The sequence below is a fragment of the Brevibacillus sp. SIMBA_040 genome (genome assembly GCF_046535075.1).
Taxonomy (GTDB): Bacteria; Bacillota; Bacilli; order Brevibacillales; family Brevibacillaceae; genus Brevibacillus.
Genome location: NZ_JAWRXI010000002.1, coordinates 181235 through 193851, shown reverse-complemented (window position 1 = coordinate 193851; position 12617 = coordinate 181235). Strand labels below are relative to the sequence as shown.

Genomic DNA, 12617 nt, shown 5'->3' with positions numbered 1-12617 from the left:
GGGGTTCCACGAACGAATGGATTGGTTGACAAATGTGGACGGATTAGCAGAGTGGATTCGTTCCTGGGGGATTCTGGGGATGGCAGGGAGTATTCTTTTAAACATCCTCATCAGTGTTGCGGGAGTTCTCCCATCGATTTTTTTATCGGGGGCCAATGCTGTTGTCTTTGGACTATACGGGGGCTTCTTGATTTCGTTGACTGGCGAGGTAGCAGGGGCAGCTGTAGCTTTTCTGCTCTATCGCCGTGGGATTCGCAGCAGCAGGAGATTGCAAAAAATGGAGTCGTTCCAATGGGTCCATCGAATAAACGGTTCTTCGCGATTTCGCAAATGCCTTGCAGTAGTACTGCTCCGCTTGAATCCATTTATCCCATCCGGTGTGATTAATTTGGGGGTAGCTCTTACGACACTGTCCTTTGGAGATTTTCTGCTCGCTACCACGATCGGGAAAATTCCTTCAATGGTGTTCGAGACGTTTGTCGGTCATGATTTAATCTACTTCGAAGAAAATAAGCCCCGGTTGCTCTTTGCCCTCATAGCGGGCGCGCTTGTGCTGGTCCTGTTTTGGAAAAATGGCGGGAGTGGCAAAGAGAATGAAAAAGAGACTTAATGTCGAAAAATGCTCGGTTGATTCGTTCAAAATATTCTTGCTAATCCATCCCTCTTAAATGGTACAATCGGATTGCTAGACTTCCAATCCAATAGTAGAGGTGATCGAGTGTGGGTGTTACGGCAGATAAAATTTTTGTGAATTTACCAGTGAAGGATTTACAAGCATCCATTGAATTTTTTTCCAAGATAGGCTTCGAATTTAATCCGCAGTTTACGGATGACAATGCAACATGTATGGTGATAAACGATCACATCTTTGTCATGCTATTGGTTGAGGGCTTCTTTAAAACGTTCACCAAGAAGGAAATAGCCGACGCTACGAAAAGCACAGAGGTCATTGTAGCACTTTCTGCGGATAGCCGGGAGCAAGTTGACGAGATCGTCAATAACGCGCTAGCAGCTGGAGGAACAACTCCTAATGAACCAACTGACCATGGCTTCATGTACGGCAGGAGTTTTCAGGATTTAGACGGTCATCTCTGGGAATTGATTTATATGGAGGAGGGCGTCGTAGAGCAGGGTTAGGCTTGAAATAGATTAGTTTAGTTAGCTTGGATAACACTGCCTTTAATGGTGGTGTTTTTTTGTTCCACCAAAAAGTGAAACTTTTTCCACGCGCTCTCGTAAAAAGGGGAACGAACAAAAAAATGGCATAGCCGAGGCTTCGAGTAGGAGGTGAGGGTATACAATGGCTAAATTCGTAAAGATTTTTCTTTTGATCATGATGATTGGCTTGTTTTGCTTGAATTCGATTCAGCTACCAACCGAGACAGATACAAGCACAGGACAATCTTTATTCATAGAGCATCTGCCTTTTGAGGAGCACGCTACATTCCTCAAGGAAAATAATCAGACCACTTCTTTTTTTACCATTTTTTATTTGCTTTGTATCGTTCTTACGTTTTTTCATGTTTGCTATCGCTCTAGCATCAGACGTTTTCTCCGATCAGCCATCCCGATCTTAAAACGAACCTTTCTATTATTCCCGATCAAATTTGAATCACGGTACATAGCTCTGCCTCCTTTCATCTAGAAAATAAGGATGAAATGGGGAGTAAGAAAGTGAAGAAATGGTCCAGAATCGTCAGTTTTATCGTTTTCGTCGTGGCAGCTTGCTGGTTAATGATGACCACTACTCCAAAAATAACGCAAAATATCAGCTTGGGCTTGGATTTACAGGGTGGCTTTGAAATACTGTACAAGGTCGAGCCTATGCAAAAAGGAGAAGCGGTTACGAGGGAGTTACTCAAGGTAACGGCATCCATGATTGAAAAGCGTGTCAATATCGGGGGGGTCAAAGAGCCAGAAGTCACCATCGAAAATCCAGATCGAATCCGAGTCAAGCTGGCAGGTGTAGCGGATGAGGAAACCCTGCGGAGCTTGATCGGAAAACCTGCTGTACTTACTTTTCGAGACGAGCAAGGAATAACGGTGATGGAAGGGCGTGATTTGGCGCCAAATGGTGCAACGGTTGATTTTGATGATTTAAAAAGACCGCTGATCGTATTAAAATTTGCGGATCCTCAGAAATTTGCTGACGTTACAAAAAAGAACCTTAACAAAAAGGTAGCCATTTACCTTGATGATGAGATGCTGACCAATCCTGTGATAGAAGAAGTGATTCCCTCAGGAAATGCCCAAATCAGGGGACAGCATTCGTATGAGGAAGCAGATCAGCTCGCGGATATATTGAATTCAGGAGCATTGCCTTCGAGGCTGGTTGAGCTCCAAACGAACTCAGTCGGAGCCAGCTTAGGAGCCATGGCGCTGGATAAGACGGTATTTGCCGGCTATGTAGGGTTTGGCGTTGTGCTATTGTTCATGCTGTGGATTTATCGGATGCCTGGCATGATTGCCAATCTCACACTTATTTTTTTCACCTACATTTGCTTGGTGATGTTGTCCTGGATGCAAGCCACTCTCACCCTGACGGGGATCGCAGGCTTTATTCTGTCAGTGGGAATGGCAGTTGATGCAAATATCATCACCTACGAGCGCATTCAAGAGGAGCTTCGTAACCAAAAAACAGCACTGTCAGCTTTTCGTACAGGACAAAGACGATCGTTTATTACGATTCTTGACTCTCATGTAACAACGATTATTGCTGCTCTCGTGTTGATGGCTTTTGGTTCCAGCTCTATTCAGGGCTTTTCGGTCATCCTGATCATGACGTTAATTGTAAGCTTGTTTACAAATGTCTTCGGATCGCGTTGGCTTCTCGCGTGGCTTCTTAAGACTAATCTGTTCAAGAGGCCGACATGGTTTGGCGTTGCTAAAAGAGACATTCGTGAGAAGGAGAATGCCGAGGTCATTCGATTTGATATTGTCAAACGGCGCCGCAGCTTTTATCTGTTCTCCACAAGCATCCTGGTTCTGGGACTATGCTCGATGTTCATTTTTGGTTTACATGTAGGTGTTGATTTCAAAGCTGGAACTAGACTTGATCTGTTTATCGGAAAAGAATTCCAGACATCGGAAATCAGTCCCATCCTCCAGCAGGAGGTTCCTGATAGCAAATTCAAGCCAGTAACCAAATTTGGCACAAATAACGAATGGGCAACGACAACTTTTGAGAAGCCGATAAATAAGACAGAGCTGGAGAATATTCATAAAAACCTCCAGCAGCATTATGGCAGCCAAGTAAATATACAAGAGTCAACTGTTGATCCGATTATTGCGGATGAGATGGTGCAGAAAGCGGCGCTGGCGGTAATGCTGGCATCAATTGGTATCACCATATATATCGCGATTCGCTTTCAGTTTTTGTTTGGGATTGCTTGCATCGTCGCCCTGTTACACGATGTTTTTGTCCCGCTTGCGCTTTTCTCTGTTTTTCAATTGGAGATTGACTTGACGTTCATTGCCGCGATCTTCACGATTGTGGGCTTCTCGATCAACGATACGATCGTGATTTTTGACCGGATTCGTGAAAATCTACGGAATCGAAAAGTGCAGACCGTTGATGAACTGCAGGAGCTGGTAAATATCAGTCTGTGGCAGACCATGCGTCGTTCTGTTTTTACTGTACTGACTGTATTCATTACGGTTCTGGCAATTGCAATGTACGGCAGTGAAGGCGTGTACCATTTCTCCCTGGCTTTGATATTTGGCTTGGTGAGCGGGACCTATTCGTCCATTTTCATCGCCGCTCAGCTTTGGGTCAGCTTGAAAAAACGTGAATTCAGCAAAGTAAAAGCTGTAGTAGCCAAGGAGACAGTAGAGTAGTGAAAACTTGTCGCAATGTTCTGTAAGGACTATAATGATAAAGTCTGCTGTCGATGTTGAAATGAGAGGAAGAAGACATCATGATTGATTTTTCTACATTGGGTGCTTTTCTGGCGGTTGTAATAGGACTGTTCCTGATTCCAGGACCAGCCGTATTGCTAACAGCTACGAGAACCGTGCAGGGCGGTCGAAAAGCAGGGATCATGGCAGGCTTGGGTATTGCGACAGGTGACTTCATTCATACGATTTTTGCTGCAGTTGGTCTTTCTGCGATTTTGATGACCTCTGCATTAGCGTTTAATGTCGTGAAGTATGCGGGCGCTGTTTACCTAGTTTATTTAGGAGTTCGCGCTTTGCTGGAAAAACCAACTGACCCTCAGCTGCCAAAGATTGCCCCGTTGTCACCGTTAAAATCGTACGGTCAAGCCATTGTCGCCGAGGTACTCAATCCAAAGACCGCTTTATTTTTCCTGGCGTTTTTGCCTCAGTTTGTGCACCCGGAGCTAGGAGCATCGGTGATGCAATTTCTCGTGCTGGGATTGATTTTCGTCATTTTGGGCTTCGGTTATACGACCTTGATCGCTCTGAGTATTCGTCCGTTGGGACATGTGGTTAAGCGGATCTCTTGGCTGGGACGTTGGAGTGGCAAAATAGTCGGCTCCGTTTATATCATTTTGGGATTAAAAGTAGCCCTTCAACAGAGGTGATGACGATTGACTGATCGCACAAAGATTAACTATCGTACCCTGCAGCAGTCAGACTTTACTCCTGATCTGCTGGCTTCTTTTCACCGTTATCAAGAAACGACCCGCGTCTGGTATGAGAAAGACGGAGAGTATCTGTTAAAAGAGGATCACTTTATCGACGAGTGGGATGATCAGAAAAAGCAGCAAGTCAGTTCATCCTTGCAAGCCTGTGTCGCTTCCGGCGGGGCTGTAGTGGGAGCATTTGTAGAAAATGCTTTGATCGGTTTTGCCAACGTAGAAGGAGTACGCTTTGGCTCTGCAGGGCAATACGTCGAGCTGCCCTATATTCATGTATCAAATGAATGGAGAAAAGCGGGACTCGGGAGAAGCCTGTTTCAACAGATCTGCTACCAAGCGAGGCAGCTAGGTGCCAAGAAGCTTTATATCGCTGCTCATCCTTCAGAGGAAACACAGCATTTTTATCGCCGGATGGGATGCACCTATGCGGTGGAGATAAATGAAGAAATTCTTGCAAGAGAACCGTTGGATATCCAGATGGAATATCTGTTGTAAGATGAACAAGTAAGATAAGAATGGTTGCCAAGATGAGCCGGGGGAAACGTTTGGATCTCCCGGTTTGTGTACGAATTTAGAAAGTATAAACTTCACGTAGCATACAAAGAGAGGGTGTTGGACCATGCAAAAAGTGAATCTTCAGGAAAAATTCTCGCTTTTTCACGACTACTGGAGCCCAAAAATCGCTGGGGAGATCAATGATTCACATGTAAAGCTAGTGAAGCTCAAGGGAGAGTTTGTTTGGCATCATCATGACCTCGAAGATGAAATGTTTCTTGTCGTGAAAGGAAAACTATTAATTAAGTTCAGAGACAGGGATGTCTGGCTGGATGAAGGTGAATTTATCATTGTTCCAAAAGGGGTCGAGCACATGCCAGTTGCCGAGGAAGAGGTACATGTGCTGCTTCTTGAGCCAAAAACGACTCTCAATACGGGAAGTCAAGTGAATGAAAGAACGGTTTCCGACCTGCAGACAATTTAGAGGATACAGGGAAAGTGCGGTATTCTGCTGCATTTGATGTAGTCTCTTAGCATGACATTCATAAGAAATCCCCACTCGTCACCGATGCAACGAGAGGGGATTTCTTTTCTTTTATTTCACTTCGACCGTAAACTCCTTCAGTGGTTGGCCTGACCAGCCTTGCTTCAAGGATACGATAAAACGATAGCTTGCTTTCGGCGCACTTTTGCTGGATTTGACCTTGATTTGAACCGTCGCGGTTTCACCTGGCATGAGTTCGAGATTTTTTTCTGGATCAGTGATGACCTTTACCATATTTGGACTGTTGTAGGCAAAGTGATAATTGACATCGATTGTGTATTTCGCGGTGTGAATTTTGCTGTTATTGGTCACCTGAACGTTTTCAATAAGGATTTCTTCCCCAGGAGACATCACGTACCCACCCTTGGCATTCGTCTGCTCTTCTTTAGCGGAACTTGGTGCTTGAGGTGCCGGGGCGGAAGCTGGTGCTTGTGCCACAGGAGATTGTTCTTGCTGTGGCGTAGCGATATGCTCATTTTGCGGGTAGCTTTTTAGCATGTACACGACAACATTATTTGATTCAGGATAGTAGTCGACCTTTACGGACGTATAACCAGTAGGAGACTCATAAAAATCTACGTTTCCCGTATCAAGCGTTTTTGTCAAACTAGACAACCACTGCTTCTCCAACAGCTCCTTTTTTCCCTCGTAAGTCATGTAGCTGATATATTGGTCATTCTCATCGAAGAAGATGGAGAACGGACCATAATTGTAACACAAGCTTCTGGTTTCACCATCCACGTAGGCTTCTGACTTAGGCTTTCCAAGCAATGTTTTCACTTCTTCTTTTGTCATGTCAAAAGACAGTAGCTTCTCTGTCCCATCCTGATTGTATAGCGCTACATATTCGCCCATCTGAAGCGATGCATAGAAAGGCTCAGAGGCATTTGCAATAGCTGTGCTTTCCTTTTCGCTAATAGGAGAGACCGTCTGTGGTTCACTGCTTTCTTGTGTGGATTCTTCTCCTAGAATAGGGGGTGCTTCTGTACTACTTTCCCTCGTTGTGTCTTTGGGAGCTGTCGTTTTCACAGGGAGAGCGTGTTTGGAGTCAAATACAACCTGATTCAACAAAAAGATAGAGCCCCCAGCTACTCCAAGTACAGTTCCGATTACAGCTAGGAATTTCCCTAGCTCGCTTTTTGCTTCATTCTTTTTGGCCAAGATAATCCTCCTACATCGTCACGGTTCATTGATCACTGTGATTTGTGCCAATTTACGTATGTCATCTATTACTTATTACCCATTATCGGTGATTTGCTAAACATTCTGAAGGATAGGATTAAGACAGGAAACGAAAAGGAAAAGAAAAAACTCCCCGAGGAGGGCAACTACTACGACGCGGATCGCAGTAGTTGCTCACGGAGAGCTTCTCAAAAGAATGTTTACTTGGTAGCCAGCTGTGGGTCGTTAACTGGTTGCTTCACATTTTGGCTGGCAGGACCTGGCTTTTTATAGTGAATGAGGATCGCTGTCGCGAGTAGTGCAATCCCGTTGATAATAAATACGACGCGAATCGGAATGAGCCCACCCAAAACTCCGCCGAGGACAGGTCCAAGCATGGTGGCAAGCTGTGTTGCTGATTGATTGAGGCTAAAAGCTCGGCCACGAAACTCCGGCTCGGATACCTTGACAATCATAGCGTTGATAGATGGATACACAGCTGCAAAAAATAGCCCGTACATAAAGCGCAAGATCCCGAAGCCGTACAAATTGGTGAAGAAAAATTGCAGCAGATTTCCCAAGGCACCGCCAAGCAAGCCCACGAAAAGAATCTTTGCGTAACCAACTCTGGTACCGAGCTTTCCCCATTGCGGGGCGGCAATCACAGTTGCGATTCCTACTGCGGCGAAAATGATACCGGCACTAAGCGATGCTTCACTCTGAGAGGCGCCTAGTTGCAGGACGTAGACAGTGAGCAACGGCTCGAGCAGCATCACGGAAACAGTAACGATCAGGCTTAGACCGAGAATGGACATGAGAGGACGATTGGCTACCGCCGAACGTAAATCCTCCCGCACATTGGAGCGTACACCTGAGCGATTCATGTTAGTTTCTTTGACGAAGAAAGTAGCAATCATAGCAGCAACCAGAACAACCACGCCGGAGAACAAAAAAGCTTCTGCATTTCCGAAAATATGACTGACTACACCACCGACCAGCGGGCCGACGATACCGCCTGTGGCTCCTGCGGTCGCCATGACCCCCAGTGCATAGCCGACATCCTTTTCAGGTGTATTTGTCGCGACGAGTGCAATCGCAGCAGGTACGTATCCTGCGAGCAGACCCTGGAAAATGCGCAATACAATAAACAAATAAGGATCTGTGATAAAGTAAGTCAAAAAATACAACAGAGCCAAACTAAATCCAGACCGAATCAGCATCGGTTTACGACCGTATTTATCTGCCAGTGATCCCCAATAAGGAGAAATCAGGGCACTCGCCAAAAAGGTAATGCCGAAAGAGATACCAGACCATGCCTCCAAATGCTCATTGACACCGAGTGTTGTGTGCAGGAAAATCGGCAGGAATGGTATGGAAATAGAGTAGGCGGTACTACAGAAAAAGACTCCAACCCAAAGTACGATGAGATTACGTTTCCAAGAAAAATCCATATTTCTGTCACAACCTTTGCAGTTAAAAAGCAGGGATATTCATATGGATCATTCTAGCACTGGTTCTAAAAGGTGACCAATAAAGAAATATGATCGCACTATTGCAAAAAAGAAATAAGGGAAAACCTTGACGTATTGATTTTTCTGTTAAATTGGTTAAAAATGCTATCATGCTGATTGAATTTTGATCCTATAAAAAGGAGGTTTTCTTCCGATGAAAGCTATCGTGGTGGATAAACCAGGCGGTCCAGAGATGCTCAAGTTAGTGCATATTCCTTCGCCTCTCGCAGGAGATGATGAAATTCTGATCCGAGTACAAGCAGGTGCGATTAACCGAATGGACATTCTCGCAAGACAAGGAGGGGCCTCCGAATTCAAAAAAGCTACGGCTCAATTAGGCGTAGAAGTCGCAGGGATCGTCGAGCAGGTGGGGAAGGGTGTCACGGACTGGAAATGCGGAGACAAGGTAATGGGCCTTGTCACTGGAGGGTATGCCGAATATGCGGTCATGCCTGCCAATCGCGCTATGGCGATACCAGAGACACTCAGCTTTGTGGAAGCGGCAGCGATTCCGGAGGTTTTTTTGACCGCCTATCAAACATTGTTTTGGATTGGAAAGCTACAGGAAGAGGAAACGGTACTAATTCATGCAGGAGCCAGTGGTGTAGGAACCGCTGCAATCCAATTGGCAAAAAGGGTAGCGAAGGCAACTGTTATCGTGACGGTTGGCTCAGACGACAAAGCTGCTTTTTGCAAGGAGCTAGGGGCAGATTATGCGATCAATTACAAATCGACAGCATTTGAAGAAGAGGTAGCGAGGATTACGAATGGCCAAGGCGTGAATCTGATACTCGATTTTATCGGGGCGTCCTACTGGAAAAAGAATATTGCGAGCGCCAGCATAGATGGGCGCATTGTCCTGATTGGCATCCTGGGTGGCAGAGAAGCGGAACCGATCGACCTGATGACGCTCATGGGGAAAAGACTACAAGTAACGGGCACATTGCTAACTCCACGCAGTGATGAGTACAAAGCACAATTAAGCGGGGATTTTGCGAAACATATTTTACCTCTGCTTGCTTCTGGTGAGATCAAGCCGATCATCGACCGAATCTATCCACTTGAAGAAATAGCCCTTGCTCATGTCCGCATGGAAGAAAATCAGAATGTAGGAAAGCTGGTCTTTCGCATCGAGTAACCCGCAAACGCAATATGAAAAATCCCCTCCAGCAGCCAAGTGAAAGTGCGTTCCTTTCAAGGCTGTGGAGGGGATTTGTCGTCAATGACTGGATGGAGCACTAATGCCAATACGGTCTATGAGTCGCTTGCTCTCTTCGTTTAAGCCCGTAATGACGACGTGCTTATCCATTTGTCTATATTTGAGAATGACCTTGGAGATCGCTGTGACCGCCGAATGATCCCACACGTGGGAGCGTGAAAAATCAATGATTACCTGCTCCGGATCATCGGTAATCGTAAATTGTTCCACGAAGTGAGACATCGTCCCGAAAAATAACTGTCCAGAGATGACATACACCTTTTCACCGGTTTCACTCACATAAGAAGTGGAGCTTAAACGAGACATTTGCCAGCCAAAAATGAGTGCGCTGAGTATGACGCCAGCGATAACACCTTTAGCCAAATCATGTGTTGCAACGACGATGATAACGGTCGTGATCATTACAACCGCGTCTCCTAACGGAATTTTGCGTAAATCCCGAACCGATTGCCAATCAAATGTGCCAATGGAAACCATCACCATGACACCAACAAGAGCAGCCATCGGGATTTGTTTCACGACATCGCCCAAAACGAGAATTAGAAAGAGCAGGAATACCCCAGCCACCAATGTAGACAAGCGTCCTCGTCCGCCTGACTTGACATTGATGACGGATTGTCCAATCATCGCACAGCCCGCCATACCGCCAAAAAAGCCTGTTACCACATTGGCGATGCCTTGTCCCTTTACTTCTCTGTTTTTGCTGCTGCGTGTGTCGGTCATTTCATCCAAAATCGCAGCCGTCATCAAGGACTCCAAAATTCCGACTAAAGCGAGAGGAAAGGAGTATGGCAAAATAATCCAAAGAGTTTCCAGGTTGAGGGGGACGCTAGGTGCGTGAAACAAGGGCAGTGCGCGTGTGATCTCACCCATATCACCCACCGTTCGCAAGTCGAGCCCAGCAAGCATCGCAATCACTGTCATTACGATTATGGCAACGAGTGCGGACGGAACAGCTTTGGTCAAGCGCGGGAGGAGATAAATAATTGCCAGAGTACCAGCAAGCATCACGTACATAACCCAGGAGGCTCCAACGAAGTGTGGCAGCTGCGCCATAAAAATAAGAATGGCAAGAGCATTTACGAAACCGATCACGACCGAGTGCGGGACGAATGTCATCAACCTGCCAATTTTACATACACCCATCAAAAATTGCAGAATTCCGGTCAAAATGGTCGCAGCAAATAAGTACTCGAGGCCATGCTCCTTCACCAGCGTAACCATCAAAAGTGCCATTGCTCCCGTTGCAGCTGAGATCATCGCTGGTCGTCCACCTACAAAGGCGATCGTTACTGCCATGCAAAAAGAGGCGTACAAGCCAACCATCGGGTCTACTCCAGCGATAATCGAGAATGCAATCGCTTCTGGAATCAGCGCAAGCGCCACCGTAATCCCTGCCAGCACATCAGCACGTACGTTAGAGAACCATCCCATTTTTAGTTGTTGAAAATTCAATTCAGTACCTCGTTTCTATGTTGTATAGTGACTTTCCCCTTTCAGAAAAGTCGGGGCCGTTTTTCACAGATTTTCATTATAAAGAAGATGCAGATAGAACACCAGACTTTTTTGCGTTTGTAACTGGTAGTGAGTACAAGGAAGGATTGAGCAACTCTTAAAATCGGTTTATGATAGTAATGGACGGAAATTTCAGAATAATAAACATCCATCATATTCTTGTAAAAGGTGGGTTCGACAATGGCCAACGACTGGAAGCAAGAAGAAACGGGTGCACAAGAGATTTTGACTGAGCAAGGAAACCAAAGTGTTTCGCGACGAAGATTTTTAAAGAAGACGGCGATGCTTGGATTGGCTGCTGCAGTACCTGGCTCCTTACTCACGCTTGGTTCCGCATTGGCAGAGGAAAAGAGTGAGGCCAAAGACGGTGCTTTGGGTGTTTTGGCTTCTGGGAAGCCTGCCATGGCGAGCGGGACGATCGTTGATGTACCTGGCGTCAAGGTAGGACAAGTACAAGACGAGAAAGCATTGACAGGTTGTACAGTCATCGTTCTGGAAAAAGGATCTGCATGTGGGGTGGATGTGCGAGGTTCGGCTCCTGGTACGCGTGAAACGGACCTGTTAAACCCGATTAACCAGGTGCAGGAAGTAAATGCCGTCGTACTGACGGGTGGCAGTGCTTATGGCTTGGACGCAGCGAGTGGTGTCATGCGTTATATGGAAGAACAAGGACTCGGCTACAACGTCGGGGTAGGTGTCGTGCCGATTATACCGGCAGCGGTTATTTTCGATTTATCACTCGGAAGCGCAAAGGTTCGTCCGGATCAAAATATGGGATATGAAGCAGCAAAAATTGCGAGTAAAGAGCCTGTTCAACAGGGAAACTTCGGTGCAGGGACAGGGGCGACCGTGGGAAAAATGGCAGGGATGAAAAGAGCGATGAAGGGCGGATTAGGTTCGGCTTCTCGCCGTTTACCAAATGGTCTGGTCGTTGGAGCTATCGTAGCTGTCAATGCAGTTGGTGAGGTGCGTCTCCCTAATACTGGCGAAATACTTGCTGGAGCACGGGGGGAGGATGGCAAAATACGCGATAGCCTCTCCTGGATGATTGATGCGAGCACACCTCCCGTACCAGCTGGAACGAATACGACGATAGCGGTAGTAGCAAGTAACGCCAATCTGAATAAGGTACAAGCGAATAAAATCGCCCAAATGGCCCATAACGGACTAGCAAAAACCATTCACCCGGTACATACAATGAGTGATGGAGATACGATTTTTGCGATTGCTACCGGAGGGGTAGACGCTTCTGTTAATCTAGTGGGAACCTTGTGTGTCGAGGTGCTTGCTGAAGCAGTAGTGAATGCGATTCTCGCTGCCAAAAGTGCCGGTGGCGTCCCGGCGTATCAGGATTTGCACTAATAAGCGTAATACACCCCACCATAAAGCCTGGCTTGATCGTCATCCCTTTTGCTAAGAGGGGGGCGCTTGAACCAGGTTTTTTTCCGTGCAACGAGATTACCCCAAGAACCTCTGATCGTAAAAAAAATACCAATAAAAGATCGAAAATGTAAGGAAATACATATATAATGACAATGATTATCACTATAAAGGGGGCGTCAAGAGAAACG

At 46.1% G+C, this 12617-nt stretch carries 12 protein-coding genes; 9 read left to right on the top strand and 3 right to left on the bottom strand.

Annotated elements, in window-relative coordinates; genetic code table 11:
- Positions 1-16: 16 nt before the first annotated feature.
- The 7 genes from SB752_RS03840 (at position 17) to SB752_RS03810 (ending at position 5580) form a co-directional block, all read left to right on the top strand.
- Positions 17-610, top strand: a complete 594-nt coding sequence (locus SB752_RS03840; protein WP_410714414.1) for a TVP38/TMEM64 family protein — start codon at positions 17-19, stop codon at positions 608-610.
- Between the two features lie 110 nt (positions 611-720).
- Positions 721-1137: a VOC family protein gene (locus tag SB752_RS03835; protein ID WP_410714413.1), complete on the top strand. Its 417-nt coding sequence runs from the start codon at positions 721-723 to the stop codon at positions 1135-1137.
- 163 nt (positions 1138-1300) lie between these two features.
- Positions 1301-1645: a hypothetical protein gene (locus SB752_RS03830; protein WP_410714412.1), complete on the top strand. Its 345-nt coding sequence runs from the start codon at positions 1301-1303 to the stop codon at positions 1643-1645.
- 29 nt (positions 1646-1674) lie between these two features.
- The gene (secD, locus tag SB752_RS03825; protein ID WP_410714411.1) at positions 1675-3837 is read left to right on the top strand and encodes a protein translocase subunit SecD; all 2163 of its coding nucleotides are present in this window, start codon (positions 1675-1677) and stop codon (positions 3835-3837) included.
- 80 nt (positions 3838-3917) lie between these two features.
- Positions 3918-4544, top strand: coding sequence for a LysE family translocator (locus SB752_RS03820; protein WP_410714410.1), 627 nt, complete (start codon positions 3918-3920; stop codon positions 4542-4544).
- Between the two features lie 6 nt (positions 4545-4550).
- Positions 4551-5096, top strand: a complete 546-nt coding sequence (locus SB752_RS03815) for a GNAT family N-acetyltransferase (protein WP_410714409.1) — start codon at positions 4551-4553, stop codon at positions 5094-5096.
- 124 nt (positions 5097-5220) lie between these two features.
- Positions 5221-5580, top strand: a complete 360-nt coding sequence (locus SB752_RS03810) for a cupin domain-containing protein (protein WP_410714408.1) — start codon at positions 5221-5223, stop codon at positions 5578-5580.
- 111 nt (positions 5581-5691) lie between these two features.
- On the opposite strand, the gene SB752_RS03805 is transcribed toward SB752_RS03810, so the two are convergent.
- Complete coding sequence (locus SB752_RS03805; RefSeq protein WP_410714407.1) at positions 5692-6801, bottom strand: hypothetical protein; 1110 nt, start codon at positions 6799-6801, stop codon at positions 5692-5694.
- Between the two features lie 221 nt (positions 6802-7022).
- Positions 7023-8252, bottom strand: a complete 1230-nt coding sequence (locus SB752_RS03800) for an MFS transporter (RefSeq protein WP_410714406.1) — start codon at positions 8250-8252, stop codon at positions 7023-7025.
- A 214-nt stretch (positions 8253-8466) separates the two neighbouring features.
- Here SB752_RS03800 and SB752_RS03795 point away from each other — a divergent pair, with 214 nt between their 5' ends.
- Positions 8467-9450, top strand: a complete 984-nt coding sequence (locus SB752_RS03795; RefSeq protein WP_410714405.1) for an NAD(P)H-quinone oxidoreductase — start codon at positions 8467-8469, stop codon at positions 9448-9450.
- Between the two features lie 81 nt (positions 9451-9531).
- Here SB752_RS03795 and SB752_RS03790 read toward each other — a convergent pair whose 3' ends face one another.
- Positions 9532-10965, bottom strand: a complete 1434-nt coding sequence (locus SB752_RS03790) for a SulP family inorganic anion transporter (protein WP_410714732.1) — start codon at positions 10963-10965, stop codon at positions 9532-9534.
- Between the two features lie 261 nt (positions 10966-11226).
- Between SB752_RS03790 and SB752_RS03785 the strand changes: the two genes are divergently transcribed.
- Positions 11227-12408 (top strand): P1 family peptidase, encoded by a 1182-nt coding sequence (locus tag SB752_RS03785; RefSeq protein ID WP_410714404.1) that lies wholly within the window; start codon positions 11227-11229, stop codon positions 12406-12408.
- The last annotated feature ends 209 nt before the right edge of the window (positions 12409-12617 follow it).